Genomic DNA, 19,438 nt, shown 5'->3' with positions numbered 1-19,438 from the left:
TCTCCTAATCGTCGTCTTCTACTTCAGATTTCAATATATCTGCTTTTATCAGATAACTGTTTTTGTTTACATATTCAGTGTCTTTACTGAGGCCACCAATAACCTCGATATAGTTCTTATCTGAACGTCCTAATACAAGCGGTGCAAATTCGTACTCTTCATCTTCTTTAACAAATACACCTAATTGTCCCCCCAGTTCTTGGATAGCAACTTTCTCAACGGCTAAATCCACCTTGAATTGATTTATTTTGACGTTGCCTTTTAATAATTGACCTGACGTTAGCTTTAACTCAGTGTTGTTTAAACGTACACGTGCTAAAACATAAGACTGATCTTTAGCTGGAATTATATTGGTGATGGTTGAGTTGAATGCCTGTTCACCATGCTCAATATCAACAGGTTGACCGACTTTAATTTGATTATATTGGCTGGTAAACACCTTAAATTCAGCCCACAAGGTGTCAAAATTGACGATTTCAAACAAGCTAGTGTTTTGCGTGATACCGCCAATATTTCCATTTCGCTGTAAAACAGTCCCAGAAACAGGCGATGTTATTTTATAAGTATTTAAGCTCTCATTAGATTCAATAACGGCTAATAGATCGCCTTTTTTTACCGTATCACCAACAGTGGAGTTTATTGTCTTTATAACGCCGTTATATCTAGCGCCAACTTGAAATAATTGTTCAGCGCCTATCGTCGTAGAGCCGTATACAGGGATAGTTTGGTTCAACGTTTTTGAAGCTAAATAGGCTGTTTCAACACCAACCTTTTTTGCCATGTTATTGTCGATTTTGCTTATGCCTTCTTCGCCTTCATGTTCATCTTCACTAGCGAAAACACTTTGAATGGGTGATAGATACCCAATAAAAATCAATAGTGCGAGTAAATAGTTTTTCATTTTGAATTCCTAAACGATTCAGTTAATAACTGAATCAATAAATTGTTATTAAACTTAAAGTGATGTTTATTTAGAGTGACAGCGCTTCGTTTGTTAGTTTTTCTATCTCTGCGCCATAAATTAGGGCAGCAGATGCCGCATCAATGAGGGTTCGCCGAGCATTTAACAGCTCTTGTCTAGCCGATACATAATCAAGATATCCATATCGACCTTTTTGATAGGCGTCTTGAGTATCTTCCAGTGCATCTTCAAGCATTGGGATAACCGACTGCTTTAATGAATTAGCTGTTAATATGGCTTGTTTTCTATTGGAGTATGCTCGTAGTAAGTGATTTCTAAACCTCAACTTAGTCGCCTCTTTCTCTATGGCAACTTGGTCACGCTCTGCTAGCGCACTAGCGATTGCACCAGAATTTCGCTTTTCAGCAAACAAAGGTAAGCTAAAGCCAGCGACCAGTACCGTATCATTGACTTCTTGAGAGCGCCTAACACCAACAGACCATTTGATATTGGCCGTTGACTCTGTTTTAGCCAACTGTAATTCGGCCTCTTTTAGTCGCTGCTCACTTGCATAAACTTGAATAGCAGGGTTTTTCTCTAATTTCGCAAAGAGACTACTAAAATCACTATCATTGCCAAACTGAAACAGATCTCCAGTTACTCTAGAGAATGACACTGATGTTTCTCCCCAGTAAGCTGATAAAGAAAGCTTTAGATATTCCAAGCGCTTTTGTTCAGATTGAAGGGTGAGGTTAGCCTGAGCAATAACTGCTTTTGAGCGTTTCACTTCAGCCTCAGGAGTAGCACCTGCGCGGTTACGCTGAGATACAATCTCTAACGTTTCTTGTGCTAAGCTCAAAGCATTTTCTGCCAATATAACTCTTTGTTGGGCTGCAAGTACTTCCACGTACTTCTCAGTGACTTGAGCCATTAAATTAAGCGCAGAGACTTCTTTCTCAGCATTGAGTAGTGCTCTTGATTTTGAAACAAGTCCAATCCGCGCTGAGCGTTTATCTCCCATTTCGATAACCGAAGATAGAGCGACTGTTAATTCAGCACTGTCGAATGCATTAAATTCACCTGAGCCTGCAAAGTTCTCAGCTTCAACTTCTAGTTCATAAGCAGGATTTAAACTTGCTGTTTGTTCTTGTCCTGTTAATGCGGTTTGTTTGAAATCAAATATTTTGAGTTCAGGATTTTGTTTAAGCGTCCACTGAATTGCCTCTTGAAGATTTAACTGCTTTTCAAAGGCATAAACATTAAATGTAAAAAGTGACAACGCGAGAAACGCGATATATTTAAGCCGAGGTGTTACACACCTCAAAATTGCTATCTTGCGATGCACACAGGTATTAAGTGCCATGTATACTTTCCTATAAATTTATATGTTTTTTTCGGTCATTAACATTTGACCTTTCATAATTTTCTATAAAATTTAGGCGTATTTAGGTGGGCGGAATGGCACCGAGATATAGCCTTTTAGCTCAGGAGAAACTAAGGCGTAGGTAAGGAAATATTCTATTGTTTGTAAAATGTTACAAGAATAATCTGCATTTAAAAATAAGTGACAACAGCAACAAAAATTACAATTATCAATTGAAGTGTTGCTATTACTCACCTCAAATATATTGGAGGTTTCTGGAGATTTTAGCGGGGTAATAGACTCAGTTAGTGATGTATTAAAAGAACTTTCAATTAAGTTTACTTCAAGCTCTTCTAGCGAAAAAAACACAGATTGCACCGCGATTAAAATCATTATCACGTATGATATATATGGTTTAAAATATGACGGGTGCATTCTTTTAACTACTTTCTACTTAAGACTTTAGCTGTAAGATGCGGCGAGCACCGTTTAAAACGACAAGAGCAATTATCAAACCAATCACTAAATCTGGATAACGACTGCTTGTTGCTGTAACTAATAAGCCAGCTAAAATTACACCAACGTTTGCGATAACGTCATTTGCTGAAAAAATCCAACTCGCTTTCATATGAGCGCCGTCTTCTTTGTTGCCAAATATCAAAAACAGACAAGCAACGTTAGCGATTAGTGCTATTCCACCAAATATCATCATTAAAGAAGAGATCGGTTCACTACCGTAAACAAAGCGTCTTACGACTTCGCTCAAAGCACCTAGCGCTAGAATAACTTGAAGCACACCAGATATATGTGCTGCTCTAAGTTTCATGCTAATACTTTTACCTACGGCATAAATAGCTAAACCATACACAGCAGCATCAGCAAACATATCTAATGAGTCTGCAATTAGGCCAGCAGACTGTGCAATAATCCCAGCAATTACTTCTATAAAAAACATGACTCCATTAATGGCTAACAACCATTTTAGGGTTGATGCTTCTTTCATCTCATTTTTTTGGGCTAAGTCTTTTGCTTTTGCAGCTTCTGTACTGCAACTTTGTTTAGTTGACTCTAACTCTGCACCGAGTTTAAGTTGTTGTAACTTTTTTGTTATCTCATCTAAATTTTCATCATGAAAAACTTTGACTAAGCGATTAGGAATATCAAACTGCAATCCAACTGAAGGCTGAATTGAGTCAAGTGCTAATCTGATCAATCTCTCTTCTGAAGGACAGTCCATTTGAGGCACTTTATATGTACTGACAAACGCGCCACTATAGTTATCTAATTGTGTATCAATTTTTACGTCTTCGTTGGTAGGAGATGATTGACACTTACCACTACATTTTTCTGACATATTTAACATTCCGAAACAATATTAAAATAAGTATAAAATCTATAGTGGCTATAGAGTCAAATAAAAAGTTATTTAATTTGAAAAGATTGGGAAGTAACTAAATTGGCTAGTTTAAGTAAATAGTTTCTGCTAGTATTTTAAATACTATATTTAACAGGTAATAACTTTGAACCTTAATGTTGTGCTAAAAATACTATTAGTCGTTTCTATTGTTTTGCAATCGTTAACTGCTGTTGTATCCGCAACATCTGAGAATCACCAGATAGATATAGAGCACCTTCAAACTCAACATGATCATGACGATGATCGAAATGTTTTAAATGATAATACAGATGATGAACAGCACGATGTAAAGGATTGTCATCACTGTGGTCATTGCAGTGGCAGCCACTTATCTTGGATTTTAGTCAGTAATTCAAATGTCGATGGTAAGCTAAATATTATCAATAAAACTCCTTATCAATTTGACCAGACAAAAGCCTTCCTAGAAGCGATACATCGCCCACCTATTTCTTAATTAGATTAATTTTTAATGACCTATTTATTCTTTAACAATGGATAAAGGGTTCGTGTTTATTAATTTTAAAATTAAGAACTTTTATGTATATATATTTAAAAAATGCAGGTGTATGCCTGTCTATGTGTCTTGCTATAAGCTTTTCAATTAATGCTTATGGCAAAGAAAAAAGTACTTCATGGTTAGAAAACCAAATAAATAAAGATCCTGAAATTATTGAGGCAAGAGAGTTACTCAAAGCTAGTCAATTTCAGGCAAAAAGCTTGACTAAAGCTATCTATAACCCTGAGTTTGAGGCTAGTTATGAAAAGGAAGGTGATTTTAAAAACTTTTCAGTTGGTCTGAGTCAAACTATTGATTTATGGGATAAACAGTCATCCAACAAAAACATTGGTGAAATTGTTTTTTACATGAATCAACAGCAATTATTAGGTTTACTTGAATCAAAGAAAGCCGAAGCACTAATCGCGCTTGTTAATTGGCAGGCTGCCAAAGATGCAGCAAAATTGTTAATTGAAAAAGAAGAACAACTGCGAACTCTGGTTAGCATTGTTGATGAAAAGCAAAAAGTGGGACTACTGGACCCTATTGATGCTGAATTAGTGTATCTAAACCTAGCACAAGCCTTTAGTGAAATTTCCGAATATCAAATTGCGTTAAAGCATGCGGAAGTTCAGGTTCAAGAATTACTGCCGGATTGGACTCCTGATATAGCCAAAGGACAGAAGTTTGAGTTTAAGACAACAAATTATTCCTTCAATACAGAATGGGTTAAACAACACCCTAAAGTAAAGCTTGCTAAAGCGTATTGGCATGAGCAACAAGCAAAGGCTCAACTTAGCACAATAGAAGCTAAAGCTAATCCCACCATTGGGATTAGCGCAGGCGAAAGTGGCAATGAAAGTACAGTTGGACTTACATTTTCAATGCCTTTAAATATCAGGAATAACTACTCCGATACTATTAAATTTGCCTACTCAAAATCTATTGCCGCAGAAGCCAAATTTCAGTCGGTTTTTCGCAAGCAGTCTTTTAAGGCAAAAGCTAACTATGAATCACTTTTGGTTAGTAAAAAATATTACGAACAGTGGTTAATACTTACCCACGGCAGGTTGAATAACAGCGAAAAATTACTAAACAAACGCTGGGAAGCAGGTGACATAAATACTTCTGATTATTTATTTGCTTTAAATCAACGGGCAGAAGGACTTCACACAGGAATTCAATTGGAAAAGCAATTCAAAGTTGCCGAGATTTCCTTCATTTCAAGTATGGGTCAGTTATCCAAATTTGAGATTTAACCGCTCCAATTTTAAACAAGCGAAATCTCAAATTTATAAAATATAGGTTATAAAAATGAATACAATATTTAGTAAAAAATTATTAGCCGTAGTAATGAGCAGCCTTTTAGTTGGGCTTACTACGAGTCACATTGCTTTTGGTCAATCGTCAGGTGTTACAGATTCTACCGCAAAGATTTCACAGCAAGATGTAAAAGAACATAAAGATGATCATGACGATCACGAAAAGGGACATGAAGAAGATAAAGGTGACCATGACGAGCACGAAAAGGGACATGAAGAAGATAAAGGTGACCATGACGAGCACGGACATGGAGGTGGAAGTAAAGAGGAAGAGCATGAAGAAGGTATAACTCTTAGCCCGAAAAAGATGTCACTTGCTAACATAAAAGTGGAAAGCATTGTTCCAGAATATCAATACAGTTCGATATACGCACCCGGCGAAATAAAAGCCAATGGTTATAAAAGCTACGTGGTTTCACCTCGTACTGAGTCGGTCATTATTAGCCGTCACGCAGCTCTTGGAGAACACGTAGAAATAGGCCAAAAGTTAGTCACATTGTTTAGTGAGGCGATGGCACAAGCACAGGCTGACTATTTAATCGCTTCAACCGAATGGCAACGAGTGAAAAAGCTGGGTAACAAAGCGGTGAGTGAAAGTCGATTGTTACAAGCTGAAACAACTTACAACGCTTCTTATGGAAAACTCATTGCTTTAGGGTTAACTGAAAAAGCAATTCAGAGTATTTCCAATAAAGACATTAAAGCATTTGGGCAATATACATTAACAGCACAGCGTGAAGGCGTAGTGCTTCAAGATGATTTTATCCAAGGGCAACGCGTTAATGCTGGTGATACAGTGATGTTGCTAGCAGACGAAAAGCAACTATGGGTAGAAGCAAAAGTATCGCCTAATAAAAAGCTAGATTTGTCCAAAAACTCGCCGGGTATAGTCAAATTAGAAGGGCAAAGTTACAACGCAAAAGTCATTCAAGAAGCGCACACCATCGATCCGTTAACGAGAACGAGGATAGTTCGTCTGTCAGTCGAAAACAAAGACGACAACCTACATTCAGGTATGTTTGTGAAAGTCTATTTTCAATTTTCAACCCAAGAGAAAGTAATGGCTGTGCCGGAAGAAGCCTTGGTCCGCGGTGCTGATGGTGATTGGACCATATTCGTTGAAGACCACCCCGGAGAATTTAAAGCTGTAGAAATTGAATTAGGGCGAGCCTTAGGTGATTTTAGGGAAATAATCGGCGTTGAAAGTGGAACACGAATTGTCACCAAAGGCGCTTTCTTTGTTGCTTCTGAAATTGCAAAAGGCGGATTTGATCCGCACAACCACTAAGGAGAAATACAATGTTTAATAAAATTATTGATTGGTCCGTAAACAACCGACTCCTTATCTTAATCGCTCTTTTTGCCTCTATTGTTGGTGCAATAATGGTTATTCCAAAGTTAAATTTGGATGCCTTCCCTGATGTCACTAACGTTCAGGTTGCCGTGAATACTGAAGCGCCCGGATTGGCAGCGGAAGAAGTTGAACAACTTATTACTTATCCGATAGAAGCTGTGATGTATGCCTTGCCTGATGTTGAGCAAGTACGTTCGATTTCTAAAACAGGTTTATCTGGTGTCACTGTCGTTTTTAAAGAAGGCACCGATATTTACTTTGCTAGGCAACTTGTCTTTGAACGACTTCAAGCGGCAAAAGAATTGATCCCAGAAGGTGTTGGTACACCGAATATGGGACCGAACACCTCTGGGTTAGGTCAAGTATTTCAATATTTATTGATATCAGATAAAGACGCTGGTTTTGACGCGATGGCACTTAGAAGTCTCAATGATTGGATTGTCAAACTACTTATCATGCCCGTCGATGGTGTTACTGACGTTCTGTCTTTTGGAGGCAACGTTAGGCAATACCAAGTAAACATTGATCCTTCAAAACTTCTTGAATACGACCTAACCCAAGAAGATGTCGTCACTGCCCTAGATAGCAATAATGCCAATGTTGGCGGCTGGTATATGAATCGAGGCCAAGAACAACTGGTCATTCGAGGTACGGGGTGGTTTGAAAGTGGAGATGCTGGCATCGGTAATATCAAGCAAGTACCAGTAAAAACCTTCGATGGGACAGTAATAACTGTATCTGACATAGCAAAAGTTGGAATGGGCAGCGAAATTCGACAAGGCGCTGTTACCATGACTCGCAAAACAGCAGAGGGCAAAGTCGAGGATCTAGGTGAAGTGGTTTCAGGTATTGTATTGAAGCGGATGGGGTCAAACACTAAGGCCACCATTGATGGAATCAATGCAAGAATACCACTCATTAATCAAGCGCTTCCAAAAGGCGTTCGCTTTGAACCCTTCTATGATCAAGCTGATTTAATTGAGAAAGCAGTTAATACCGTCGTTGAAGCACTAGCATTAGCTTTTGTTTTCATCTGTATTGTACTGGCGCTTTTCTTAATGAACCTACGGGCAACCTTTTTGGTTTTAATTTCAATTCCTATCTCAATTGGCATTGCTTTGATGATCATGGCGTGGTGGGGAATTTCTGCCAACCTTATGTCACTGGGTGGAATTGCTGTGGCTATTGGTATGTTGGTCGATGGTTCGGTGGTGATGGTTGAAAACATGTTTAAACATTTAAATAAGCCAGATTCAACTCACTCAGACAGTGTTCACGCTAGCGTTCCTGCCTCTGATACAGACCCACACGATGTTGAGCATGATGATCACGGTATTGAATTGCGTCTCAAGGAAGCAGGCAAAGAAGTCGCTCGTCCGGTATTTTTTGCAGCGTCTATTATCTTAGTGGTATTTACGCCATTATTTAGCTTCGAAGGGGTAGAAGCAAAACTCTTTCAACCTATGGCAATCAGTATCATCTTAGCGGTCGTATCTGCCATCATGGTGGCCTTGTTTGTTGTGCCTGCTCTGGCTACTTATCTGTTTAAAACTGGTGTAAAAGAAAAAGAAAGTTTCGTACTAAAACCTTTAGACAAACTTTACAGAAAAGGGCTTACTTTCGCACTAAAACGCACGAAGTTAGTCATTTCAGCTTCACTTATTTTAGTTATCTCTGCATTTGCATTAGTGCCATTTATTGGCACTGAATTTGTTCCTGAGCTAGAGGAAGGGACGATTAATTTAAGAGCAACCCTCGCTCCTTCTTCTAGTTTAGATACAGCACTTACTGTTGCTCCAATTCTAGAAGAAAAATTAATGACCTTTCCTGAAGTAACTTATGCCCTGAGCAGAATTGGACGAGCTGAAATAGGTGGAGATCCAGAGCCTGTGAACAACATAGAAATTTATATAGGATTAAAACCAGTTTCTGAGTGGACAAGCGCTTCTAATCGATATGAACTTCAAGCTAAAATGGAAAGGTCACTGGAAGAGTTTCCGGGGTTGCTACTTAACTTTTCTCAGCCCATTGCCACTCGTGTTGATGAATTATTATCAGGTGTAAAAGCGCAATTAGCAATCAAGCTATTTGGACCAGAGCTTGATGTGTTAGCCAATAAAGGTCAGGAAATTGAAGCTGCAATTAAAGAAGTTGAAGGTGCTAGAGATGTCGCTTTAGAACAAATTGCTGGTGAAGCTCAATTAGTGATCAAGCCTAATAGACAAGAATTGTCACGATTTGGCCTGTCCGTTATCGACGTAATGGAGGTTGTGCGCGACGGCATTGGTGGCGTCGAGGCAGGGCAAGTTATTAACGGCAATGAACGCTACGATATTTATGTACGTTTGGAAGAAGAATATCGTCGAAACAAAGAATCTATCTCAGATATTCGACTTCAATCACCAACTGGGGCTTGGGTGCGCTTAGGTGATGTTGCATCCGTTTCATTTGAGTCTGGTCCACCGCAAGTCAGGCGCGATGACGTACAAAGGCGAGTGGTTATTCAAGCAAACGTCCAAAATCGAGATATGGGTAGTGTTGTAGCTGATATCAAACAGATAATAGCTAAAAAGGTTGATTTGCCCTCCGGTTATTCTATTTCTATTGGTGGACAATTTGAAAGCCAGCAGCGTGCACAAAAAAGGTTAGCCATAGTGGTTCCTTTATCATTAGGGTTAATAGCACTATTGCTTTACTTTGCCTTTGGTTCCGTTGGTCAGGCTATGTTGATACTAGTTAATGTACCTCTTGCTGTGATTGGTGGTGTATTTTCTCTGTATTTATCAAACCAATACTTATCAGTGCCTAGCTCAGTGGGGTTCATTACCTTATTCGGCGTTGCAGTTTTAAATGGTGTGGTGATGGTAGAAAGCATCAATCAACGTATTAAAGGTGGGTTAGAAACCTCCAAAGCCGTTTTTGATGGCGCAACCTCTAGATTAAGACCCGTATTAATGACGGCTATCACTTCAGCATTGGGCTTAATCCCAATGTTAATGTCTAGCGGTGTTGGTGCTGAAATACAACGTCCTTTAGCAAGTGTTATTGTCGGAGGATTAATTACGGCAACCTTATTAACATTATTTGTGCTGCCTGTTTTATACAGTTGGTTTTCTAGGAAGAAAATAAAAGAATTATCTAGATAGAAAAATTTTTATAATGAACGAATATCTCACACTTAAGTGACGTTTTGTGTGGGATTACAATCTTAACTGTAGTGGCCAAAATCACTAAACCACAACATATTAACTTGAAAGACGATAGTAAAGATTTGAGGAAAACTAAGTGCTTGACGTTTTAATTCTTGCTCTAGCCTTAAGTATGGATGCCTTCGCTGTGTCTGTTGGCTTAGGTGCTAAACAACCAACTAATTTAAATAAACTAGCTTTAAAAGCTGCATTTTACTTTGGCTTTTTTCAATGTGTCATGCCATTATTTGGTTATTTTAGTGGCAAAGGCGTATCTTCATGGGTAGACGATTATGCGCCTTGGATAGCATTTATACTGTTATTCTGCGTCGGTGGTAAAATGATTTATGAATCATTTGCAGAAGGTATTGAAGAAGACATATCTCAAATCACTCACCGCGTTTTACTCACATTGGCTATTGCAACAAGCATTGATGCGATGGCCGCAGGTTACGTAATAACCTTAATGGACGTTAATGTTCTGACCGCTTGTTTGACTATCGGTTTTACCACCTTTGCTTTAAGTTGGCTGGGTATATATATTGGCTCTAAAAGTGGAACCTTACTTGAAAGTAAGGCAGAGCTACTAGGTGGCATTGTACTAATACTTATTGCTTTTAAGGTGTTACTGTAATCCCGGTATTTTTACTTGACACTACACATAAGAATTTAAATCGTTTATTTGCTAAAGCAATAACTTGCCCTTCTCGAATAGGAGGGCATTTACAGCTCCATTCCCCCAAAGGTATTAACCAACATTTCATAGATAGTTTTGACTCATCTAGTGCAATTTTTGAGGACGCAACCTCTAGATTGAGGCCAGTATTAATGACCGTAATAACTTTTACGCTAGGTTTATTTTCAAGGTTTAATATCTAACAATGTTGGCGCTGAAAGTCAGCGACAGCTTGCCAGTGTTATTGTTGGTGATTTGATAACGATAACACTGTAAACGTTATTTATATTACTTGTTTTATATGAGTGGTTCTCTGAGAAGAAAGTAGCAGAATTATACTGTTAATAGCTTAAAAATTTGTGAAGTTTCCAAATTAACTAAGGAACCTTTTTTGGAAACTTCCACCTTGCTACAGTAGCAAATTTGATTAGAAATTGTTGTGGTTATTTGCTGCCAATACTTCACCATTCTTGGCTATTTTAAAATAGATTTTCTTATCACTTTTAGGATTATTAGCACTAACCACATAATAGCTATCTTCAACACTCGAAATTGTAAACTGCGATTTTTCTAAGCTCTTCCATGTATCATCAAGCTTACCAATGGAAAAACCAACATCTTTAAAGGTCATTTTGTTTATCGCTGTTGCTGCAATAACTAGCGCTTTTTGGCCACTGATCACTCCATGATCGCTGTGTGCATATACATTTAAGCTTAGTAAAGCCGTACATAGTGCAATAATCGATATTATTTTGTTCATTTCATTCTCCAGAGTTTATATAAATAAGAAATAATTATTATTTCAGACCAATCACTTCGTATTGGCCTTTTACCATAAGCTGTATACCGATAGCGTTATCGGTCTTATTTTTCCAATACCAACCATGTGAGCCAGTGAAAGGCGTTGTATAGCTGCCCTTCATTTCATTACTAGTAGCAATGGTATAGCTTTCAAAGTAGCCAGTTGTGTCTCCTTCAGGCTCACCATGTAGGTCAAAGTACAAAGGCTCACCGTCTGTTAACCACTCATAGGTCATTTTTTCATGTTGCTTCATGAAAAACTTGTATTCAATGCCGCGTCCCGCAGGTACAGTTACTTCAATTGCTTGGAACTCATCACTCCCTTTATTGGCAATTGGATCAGCTACTGATTGTTGTTCATCACCTGCTGTCGCTAAAATAGTTAATCCAAGCTTTTCACCAACACCTGTTGGGTCAATATTATATTCGGCTGGCAATATGAGCGTGACTATAGCGATAGCCGCAACGAAAACTGCTGATACACTCGCTTTAATCAATGTCTTACTACTTACTGTATGTTGCATATATTTCTCTTATCTTTTTAATTTATTAAATGGTGAAATAACCTGTTAATTGCAGTCCCATCAACATAACACCAGCGCTCATTAATGCAGTGTTAGTCAATGTTGAAAAGCGTTGGAATGATGGTAGCTTTCGCCATGCATTTATAACGATCAGGATAATAGCTAGAGCACAAAACTGGCCTAACTCAACCCCCAAATTAAAGGCAATTAAGTTGGTAATAAGACCATCTTCTGGTAATTGGAACTCTTGTAATTTTGTTGCCAAACCAAATCCATGAAACAGTCCAAAAATCAACACAGCCCATTGAGTACTGGGTTGCCAATTAAAACAACGTTTAAAGCCGCCTAAATTATCGAACCCCTTATATATCACCGAGAAACCGATAATTGCGTCAATTAAATAAGCATTAACTTGTATGTCACTCAGCACACCAAATAATAAGGTTGCACTGTGTCCAATAGTAAACATGGTGACGTACGAGAGTACGTCACGGCTGCGATATAAAAAGAAAATCACGCCTACTAGAAATAGCAGGTGATCGTACCCCGTAATCATATGCTTAGCGCCTATGTATAAAAATGGGATAAACTGCACACCTGTATTCTGCTCTAAAAACACTCTAGTTTTATCGTCAACACCATGAGCAAAAGCTTCGATGCTAACAAGTGCTAATAGTGTAATAGTCAAATAAGTTAATATTTTAATCATGTTATTTGGCATCTTTTGACTCCAAAACCTCAACGTCAGTCAAAAGTGACTCCTTTTCTTTATGTGGCTTATTCTTATGTGCTATGCGATATAAGGCAGGAATAACAAACAAGGTTAATAACGTTGACGAAATTATTCCGCCAATCACCACTGTTGCTAATGGGCGCTGCACTTCTGAGCCAATTCCTGTGTTTAGCGCCATAGGAATGAAACCTAATGATGCTACCAATGCCGTTGTTAATACAGGACGAAGACGAGTCAGCGCACCATCAAATATCGCTTCATCTAGCGGTATCCCACCTTTGCGTAACTCTCTGATGAAAGAAACCATAACTAAACCGTTTAAGATCGCGATACCTGATAAGGCTATAAAACCAACCGCAGCCGAGATTGAAAATGGAATATCACGTAATAACAGGGCAGCGATCCCCCCTGTAAGTGCTAAAGGGACACCTGTGAATATAATCATTGCATCTTTAAACGAGCTAAGAGCGAGTATCAGTAATCCAATGATCATGATTAATGTGACAGGCACCACGATACTTAGTCGCTTAGATGCAGATTGCAGCTTCTGATAAGTGCCACCGTATTCCACCCAATAACCAGTAGGGATTTCAATGTTTTCGTCAATCACAGATTGAATATCGGAAACAAAACTCCCCAGATCTCTACCTCGAACATTGGCTGTTACTACAATTCTACGTTTTCCGTTTTCACGGTTAATTTGATTAGCACCAGTAACCAATTCAATTTGAACTAACTCTTGTAATGGCACTGAATGTCCGTCAGGCAAAGTAATAGGTAAATAAGCAAGTTCATCAATATTATTACGCTTTGATTCCGCTAGGCGAACTACAATATCGGAACGCATATCTCCTTGATAAAACTTACCAGCAACTGTGCCTCCCATAGCGGTAGCCACTTGAGATTGTACTTGCCCAATACTAATACCAAGTTGCATCAGTTTTTCACGAATTGGCACGAGGCTAAGCATAGGCAAACCAGTCGTTTGCTCTATTTGTATATCTGCTGCACCATCGACTTGAGTGATAACGGCACCTATTTCATCACCTAGCGTGTTTAACGTCTCGAAATCATCGCCAAATACCTTAATGGCTAGCTCAGCTCGAACTCCTGCTAATAGTTCATTAAAGCGCATTTGTATAGGTTGTAAGAATTCATAGCGGTTGCCCGGAATAACTTCAACAAGAGCAGCTAACTCTTCAACGATTTGTGCTTTGGGTTTATTAGGGTCAGGCCATAACTCACGAGGTTTGAGGATAATAAAATTATCAGCAACACTTGGCGGAACCGCGTCTGTTGCGACATCAGCCGTGCCTATCTTGGTAAAGACACGCTCAACCTCTGGCATTTGCTTAATTTTATCTTCTAAGGATTCTTGAAGCGCGATTGCCTGTGTTAGAGAGGTTCCGGGTATACGCAACGCATGCATGGCAATGTCGCCTTCATCTAAGTTGGGCGCAAATTCACTACCTAACTTAGTAGCTTGATATCCAGATAAACCTACCAATAATGTCGCGACAATGACCACAAACCATCGTGCCTGTAACACCCATTTTAATGCGGGTTTATAAAGTACAACAGCACCACGGATGACAGGACTGTGCTTTTCTTTCACAGGCTTTATAAATAACAAGGCAATCATTGCTGGTACGAAGGTGACAGACAACACCATTGCACTAAGTAGTGCGATAACTACAGTGATAGCCATCGGGTGGAACATTTTACCTTCAACACCCTCAAGAGCGAAAATTGGCAGATATACTGCGGTGATAATAAACACACCAAATAATGCTGGACGTATTACTTCCTTTGTCGCGTCATAAACTAACTCCATACGCACTTTTAATGGTAATGGAGTGTTACCTGCTTGGCTCAACCTACGAAGACAGTTTTCGACAATAATAATGGCCCCATCAACTAATAAGCCAAAATCCAGCGCACCTAAGCTCATTAGATTCGCACTAACCTTTGTTTGCACCATTCCTGTAACAGTCATTAACATGGAAAAAGGGATCACTAACGCGGTTAAAAATGCAGCTCTGAAATTACCCAATAGAACAAAGAGTACGACAATGACTAAAATAGCCCCTTCAGCAAGGTTTAACTGTACAGTTTCTAAGGTTTTATCAACTAATTTGGTGCGATCATAGACAGCCTTTGCAACCATACCTTCTGGAAGCGTGGCATTTATTTCTTTTAGCTTTTCACCAACCGCGAAAGCGACTGTTCGACTGTTCTCACCAATCAGCATGAAGACAGTACTCATGACAACTTCACGACCATTTTGTGTAGCTGCGCCCGTTCTTAACCCTTTACCGTTCTCTATATCAGCCACATCCTTAATATATATAGATGAACCATCAAACGATTTGAGAGGTATATTGCCAATAGCTTCCATATCCGCAACTTGACCGGGTAATCTCAGCAGCCATTGCGCTCCATTTTGTTCTATAAAGCCTGCGCCTTGGTTTTGATTGTTTTGCGCTATAGCATCAACCACATCGGCTTGTGAAAGCCCAAAAGCAAGTAGCTTCTCAGGTTTAAAGGCGACCAGTATTTCACGCTCAAAACCACCGATTGGGTTTACTTCTACCACACCGGGAACTCGCATCAATTGCGGTCTAATTGTCCAGTCATGAACGGTTCTCAAATCCATTGGCGTAATGGGCGAACCATCCGCATGAGTAGCTTCAGGTTTAGCATCAACAGTGAACATAAAAATTTCACCGAGACCTGTCGCAATAGGTCCAAGCTGAGGTTCTAAACCCTGCGGTAATTCGGCACGAGCCGCAGACAAACGCTCATTGACAAGCTGACGAGCAAAATAGACATCGGTATCATCACTGAATATTGCCACGACTTGTGAAAGACCATATCGAGAAACTGAACGGGTATAGGTTAAGCCCGGTAAACCTGACAATGCCGTTTCTAACGGAAAGGTTACCCTTTGCTCAACTTCTAAAGGCGTAAAACCAGCCGCTTCAGTATTGATCATCACTTGTACATTGGTGATATCAGGTACAGCGTCAATCGGTAACTTCGTAAAACTCCATACACCAAGCCCAGATACTGCCAATACCATTACCATCACAAGGAATTTGCTTTTTATTGAAAAGCGTAAAATTGATTCCAACATTTAAACGCTCCTAGTGGTCATGTGATGCGCCAGACTTTTCAATGTCGGCTTTTAAGATATAGCTATTGTCTGTCACGTATTCCGTTCCCGTTTTCAACCCACCGAGAACTTCAATCCATTCACCTCCAGCTCTGCCTAGCTCCAGCATACGTACTTCATATTGCTCACCAACTTTTGCGTAGACAACCGTGAAATCTCGAAATCCTTGCAAGCCAACCCGCTTAACTGCTAGTGGTACATCTATTGTCGAAATCTCAATCGTTGCTTTAACAAAGCTTCCTTCAGCAAGATTTCCATCAGCTAGTTCAACCCAAACTATTTTCGCTTGATCATCTCTAACGACAGGCTCAATAAATGAAATTTTGCCAGTGATTGATCCCGTATTACCTTCAACATTTAGGGTTACTGGTGTGCCTAAATTAACTTTGGAATAATCTGACGGGTAAACCGCCAATTTCGCAATATGGCGACTTAAGTCTGATATTGTCAGTAAAGTACGGCCATTGGTTTGTTCACCAGCATTGGCGAAAAGCTCACTAACAAAACCATTTGTAGGCGCTTTGATGGTATAGGGTTTAAGGCTTTCATTACTTTCTACGGTAAACAATGTTTGACCTTTTTTAACCGTGTCACCGAAACTGACATGCAATTTAGTAATTTCACCATCAAATCGAGCTGAGATACTCCTGTGAGCACCCACAGGCAAACTTAATTTTCCATAAGCTGGAATCGTTTGATGAATAGTGGCAGGCCCTGCTATTTCAGTTTTAATTTCCATTGCATTTGCTACTGCTTTTTCTATGGTTGTTCGGCCCTCAAAGTTGTCATATTGCCAATTATATTGCTTACCTTGATACGAAGCTTCAATGGCTACAACAAATGAGTGAGGTTCGTAAATAACCATATCCCCACGAAGGAAATCACCTTGAGCTTTGAAGTTAATATCATCAGTGCCATCGCCTAGACGGATTAATTTAACGTTTAAATTAACTTTTTTAGGGTCAATAGCTTGCCCATTATTCGTAGCCCAAACGCGGAATTCTGGTGGGACGCCTGTTTCAAAAATAGATAGCTCAATCGCAAAATCGCCTTCTCGTAACATGCGACCACGATGAGGCCCTTTTTCTGGCTCCGCTTGTTCAGCGGCTGGAGTTGAAGCTGCAACGGCATTAGGCGAACCAGCGCCAGTTAATGAGATAATAATCGCCAAACTCAATGACGACAGGATGTTGTTATTTTTCATAGATACTCTCACTGAATTAGGGAAACGCCAGTTAGACGTTGAATTTCAATATGTTGTAGGTGCAATGACTGGTAAGCATCAAGTAATTGGTTTTGCGCACTTAACAATTCTCTACGTATGTCACTCCATTGGTTATAGCTAAGTTTTCCAATATCAAATGCCTGCCCAGCTTCAGCTAGTGCCGCTTCTAGTACTGGAATTATTTCCAATTGAACTGTTTCAATAACATGGTGGGAATGAGCCATTTCTTGCAATAGTACATAGAGCTGGGCATCAAGCTTTTGCACTAATGCTTCTTGCTGGCTAGCCAACACATCTTTTTTTGCTCCCAAAGACGCTATAGTCCCCGCATTACTATTCTCGCTGCCCCAAGGAATAGATACTCCTGCCACTAACCCAAAGTCATCGCTCGCTTCGTACCTTCTTAAGCCAGCAGTAAATTCCCACTGAGGTTTAGCTTCGATTCTTGCAAGCTCAATTTGCGATTGAGCGATACGTTGCTCTGTCATAAATTGTTGTATTTGTGGGATTTGCTTAAGCTTGGCTAATTGGCTTTCCACTGATGGGATGGCAGGTTTAATTAATAAATCTCCAGCCAGCTTAAGCTCTGCTGTTGGCTTTCCCCAGTAAGAAGAAAGCTGATAATGACTAGCTTTTAGTTCATGATGTAAATCTTCTACTGCTAGATTTCTTCGAATAAGCTCAGCTTGGGCCAATTGCATCTCTACATTGGAGCTTTTGCCAGCTTTGACTCTTTTAGCAATAGCATCTAAGACTTCTTTTGCTTGAGTAACTGCCATTTTGCTGAGTTTCAAACGCTCTTGTTTTACCAATATTTCAACAAACTGCTTGGCTACTATCGCTGATAAGTCCAATGCTTTTATTTTTTGTTCTATTTTTACTGCGCTCGCTTGGCTTTTTGCTGTATTTACTCTGCTGTTTATTTGATCTTGTTGAAGAAACCAAGAGTAGGTAAGCGTTGATTGCATACTTTTTAAAGCGCTATGATCACCAGTCCCCATCGCGTCTTCAATCATCAAACCAATTTGAGGTCGTTTACCAATAGCAGCTTGAGCTATATTACCTTGCCATATACCTTCTTTCGCTAAGAGCGCTTTTAGTTCAGGATGATTTTCAAGTGTCATAGACACCGCATTTTCCATTGTTACAAGAGAAACTTGCGTCTCTTCAGCAAAGGCTGGCAACACAGAATTAAACAGTAAAAACACCACAAAAAACCGATTGGCAATCGGTTTTTTCTTTGTGTTTTTCCGAGGCATAAATTTCATTTCTAGTCCTTAATTAGTGATTGAATATAGTTTCAATGAAATGATGGAAGCTATCGACGGATGAGGCGGTAAGCAGTGGCATAAAAATAGTAAGTACTACTGTTGTCAGCAGAAGAACACGTGGAGTCGAAGTTATTGGCTCAATAAGGCTTTGTACACGAGTGTGAGTCTGATCGTAGCCAAAATGGCTTATGCTCGCACCGATAGGATGATTTGTTATATTTCGTTGCATACGAGCAACGTTTAATAAGGCTTGCGCAACATCTAGGTTGTCGTATTGACTGGCGACTTTACTGTCGGCAAGTTGTTCAGTTAATAAGGTATATTTCTCTAGTAGTTGACGCTTTATGTTTGACGGGAAGAAACCAGTAAACACCGAAAAAATCACCTTAAAAAGAGGGTCTCGTGCGGTCACATGAGCAGCCTCATGTTCTAAGATAATTGCTAATTCTTGTTCGCTAACTTGTTCTTGTAACCCCGTTGAGATGTATATTTTGGGCGATAAAAAACCTGAAGTAAATGCGATAGGAGTTGATACTGACAATGTAAAATAGTCGCTGCAATCTTGCCCCTGTATTTTTTTGTCTTGTGCAAAGTCGAGAAGATTAGACAAAGAGGCAGACTGTTTTTTCTTTCGATAAATGACCGAAGTACATATCTTAACGACGAAAATAGATGCAAACATTAACGTGATTGCATGCCAACTGAAAAAATTAAAAATATCGATATGGTGCCAATGGGCAAATTCTTCTAACCATGATAAATAAACGCCATTACTTTGGCGAGGCCAGAACAAAGCAGTGCATAACGTAGCAACCCACCACGGGGCGGTAATTAAAAGCCATAAAGATAATTTACGCACAGTAAATGTTATGTTGTCTAGGTTCGAAATAAATAACTTAGCGATAGCACTGATAAATACAATACAAATAATAAATGCCAACACAGCGACACTCATTAAGTTTAATGCAATTGCTAAATCTCCAATGATCATT

The 19,438-nt window shown here is 39.3% G+C and carries 15 protein-coding genes; 5 read left to right on the top strand and 10 right to left on the bottom strand.

Going from position 1 to position 19,438, the window contains the following annotated elements; translation table 11 throughout:
- Positions 1-4 precede the first annotated feature (4 nt).
- The 3 genes from QUE72_RS05685 to QUE72_RS05675 all read right to left on the bottom strand — a co-directional run bounded on the left by QUE72_RS05685 (position 5) and on the right by QUE72_RS05675 (position 3,618).
- Positions 5-901: an efflux RND transporter periplasmic adaptor subunit gene (locus QUE72_RS05685; RefSeq protein WP_058155246.1), complete on the bottom strand. Its 897-nt coding sequence runs from the start codon at positions 899-901 to the stop codon at positions 5-7.
- 70 nt (positions 902-971) lie between these two features.
- Positions 972-2,264, bottom strand: a complete 1,293-nt coding sequence (locus tag QUE72_RS05680) for a TolC family protein (RefSeq protein WP_008128677.1) — start codon at positions 2,262-2,264, stop codon at positions 972-974.
- Between the two features lie 454 nt (positions 2,265-2,718).
- Entirely contained in the window at positions 2,719-3,618 is a 900-nt protein-coding gene (locus tag QUE72_RS05675) for a cation transporter (protein WP_286272095.1), read from the bottom strand.
- A 166-nt stretch (positions 3,619-3,784) separates the two neighbouring features.
- Here QUE72_RS05675 and QUE72_RS05670 point away from each other — a divergent pair, with 166 nt between their 5' ends.
- The 5 genes from QUE72_RS05670 (at position 3,785) to QUE72_RS05650 (ending at position 10,675) form a co-directional block, all read left to right on the top strand.
- Positions 3,785-4,135, top strand: coding sequence for a hypothetical protein (locus QUE72_RS05670; protein ID WP_008128668.1), 351 nt, complete (start codon positions 3,785-3,787; stop codon positions 4,133-4,135).
- Between the two features lie 83 nt (positions 4,136-4,218).
- Entirely contained in the window at positions 4,219-5,436 is a 1,218-nt protein-coding gene (locus QUE72_RS05665) for a TolC family protein (protein ID WP_286272094.1), read from the top strand.
- A 55-nt stretch (positions 5,437-5,491) separates the two neighbouring features.
- Entirely contained in the window at positions 5,492-6,787 is a 1,296-nt protein-coding gene (locus QUE72_RS05660; RefSeq protein WP_286272092.1) for an efflux RND transporter periplasmic adaptor subunit, read from the top strand.
- Positions 6,788-6,798: 11 nt separating this feature from the next.
- Positions 6,799-9,999 (top strand): efflux RND transporter permease subunit, encoded by a 3,201-nt coding sequence (locus QUE72_RS05655; protein WP_286272091.1) that lies wholly within the window; start codon positions 6,799-6,801, stop codon positions 9,997-9,999.
- Positions 10,000-10,138: 139 nt separating this feature from the next.
- Positions 10,139-10,675 carry a manganese efflux pump MntP gene (locus QUE72_RS05650; protein WP_149981322.1) on the top strand — a complete coding sequence of 179 codons (537 nt, stop codon included), beginning with the start codon at positions 10,139-10,141 and terminating at the stop codon, positions 10,673-10,675.
- Positions 10,676-11,144: 469 nt separating this feature from the next.
- Here QUE72_RS05650 and QUE72_RS05645 read toward each other — a convergent pair whose 3' ends face one another.
- The 7 genes from QUE72_RS05645 to QUE72_RS05615 are packed head-to-tail and all read right to left on the bottom strand — an operon-like array spanning position 11,145 to position 19,437.
- On the bottom strand, positions 11,145-11,477 hold the full coding sequence (locus QUE72_RS05645; RefSeq protein ID WP_149981323.1) for a DUF6488 family protein: 333 nt from the start codon (positions 11,475-11,477) through the stop codon (positions 11,145-11,147).
- A gap of 37 nt (positions 11,478-11,514) precedes the next feature.
- On the bottom strand, positions 11,515-12,042 hold the full coding sequence (locus QUE72_RS05640; protein ID WP_149981324.1) for a hypothetical protein: 528 nt from the start codon (positions 12,040-12,042) through the stop codon (positions 11,515-11,517).
- Between the two features lie 25 nt (positions 12,043-12,067).
- Entirely contained in the window at positions 12,068-12,763 is a 696-nt protein-coding gene (locus QUE72_RS05635; RefSeq protein WP_286272085.1) for a HupE/UreJ family protein, read from the bottom strand.
- Positions 12,753-15,911 (bottom strand): efflux RND transporter permease subunit, encoded by a 3,159-nt coding sequence (locus tag QUE72_RS05630; RefSeq protein ID WP_286272084.1) that lies wholly within the window; start codon positions 15,909-15,911, stop codon positions 12,753-12,755. Before QUE72_RS05630 ends, QUE72_RS05635 begins: the two co-directional genes overlap by 11 nt.
- Before the next feature lie 10 nt (positions 15,912-15,921).
- Positions 15,922-17,154: an efflux RND transporter periplasmic adaptor subunit gene (locus QUE72_RS05625; RefSeq protein WP_286272082.1), complete on the bottom strand. Its 1,233-nt coding sequence runs from the start codon at positions 17,152-17,154 to the stop codon at positions 15,922-15,924.
- An 8-nt stretch (positions 17,155-17,162) separates the two neighbouring features.
- The gene (locus tag QUE72_RS05620; protein ID WP_286272081.1) at positions 17,163-18,443 is read right to left on the bottom strand and encodes a TolC family protein; all 1,281 of its coding nucleotides are present in this window, start codon (positions 18,441-18,443) and stop codon (positions 17,163-17,165) included.
- Positions 18,444-18,456: 13 nt separating this feature from the next.
- Positions 18,457-19,437, bottom strand: coding sequence for a M56 family metallopeptidase (locus QUE72_RS05615; protein ID WP_286272080.1), 981 nt, complete (start codon positions 19,435-19,437; stop codon positions 18,457-18,459).
- Position 19,438: the final 1 nt, after the last annotated feature.

Source organism: Thalassotalea hakodatensis (assembly GCF_030295995.1).
Lineage (GTDB): Bacteria > Pseudomonadota > Gammaproteobacteria > Enterobacterales > Alteromonadaceae > Thalassotalea_C > Thalassotalea_C hakodatensis.
Note: the sequence above shows the minus strand (reverse complement) of the source record. Positions and strands in the feature narration are given on the sequence as shown.

Bases quoted from the DNA above. Each gene is read 5' to 3' on its own strand.
- QUE72_RS05685 (WP_058155246.1), bottom strand. From the start codon at position 901: ATGAAAAACTATTTACTCGCACTATTGATTTTTATTGGGTATCTATCA.
- QUE72_RS05680 (WP_008128677.1), bottom strand. From the start codon at position 2,264: ATGGCACTTAATACCTGTGTGCATCGCAAGATAGCAATTTTGAGGTGT.
- QUE72_RS05675 (WP_286272095.1), bottom strand. From the start codon at position 3,618: ATGTCAGAAAAATGTAGTGGTAAGTGTCAATCATCTCCTACCAACGAA.
- QUE72_RS05665 (WP_286272094.1), top strand. From the start codon at position 4,219: ATGTATATATATTTAAAAAATGCAGGTGTATGCCTGTCTATGTGTCTT.
- QUE72_RS05660 (WP_286272092.1), top strand. From the start codon at position 5,492: ATGAATACAATATTTAGTAAAAAATTATTAGCCGTAGTAATGAGCAGC.
- QUE72_RS05655 (WP_286272091.1), top strand. From the start codon at position 6,799: ATGTTTAATAAAATTATTGATTGGTCCGTAAACAACCGACTCCTTATC.
- QUE72_RS05645 (WP_149981323.1), bottom strand. From the start codon at position 11,477: ATGAACAAAATAATATCGATTATTGCACTATGTACGGCTTTACTAAGC.
- QUE72_RS05640 (WP_149981324.1), bottom strand. From the start codon at position 12,042: ATGCAACATACAGTAAGTAGTAAGACATTGATTAAAGCGAGTGTATCA.
- QUE72_RS05635 (WP_286272085.1), bottom strand. From the start codon at position 12,763: ATGCCAAATAACATGATTAAAATATTAACTTATTTGACTATTACACTA.
- QUE72_RS05630 (WP_286272084.1), bottom strand. From the start codon at position 15,911: ATGTTGGAATCAATTTTACGCTTTTCAATAAAAAGCAAATTCCTTGTG.
- QUE72_RS05625 (WP_286272082.1), bottom strand. From the start codon at position 17,154: ATGAAAAATAACAACATCCTGTCGTCATTGAGTTTGGCGATTATTATC.
- QUE72_RS05620 (WP_286272081.1), bottom strand. From the start codon at position 18,443: ATGAAATTTATGCCTCGGAAAAACACAAAGAAAAAACCGATTGCCAAT.
- QUE72_RS05615 (WP_286272080.1), bottom strand. From the start codon at position 19,437: ATGATCATTGGAGATTTAGCAATTGCATTAAACTTAATGAGTGTCGCT.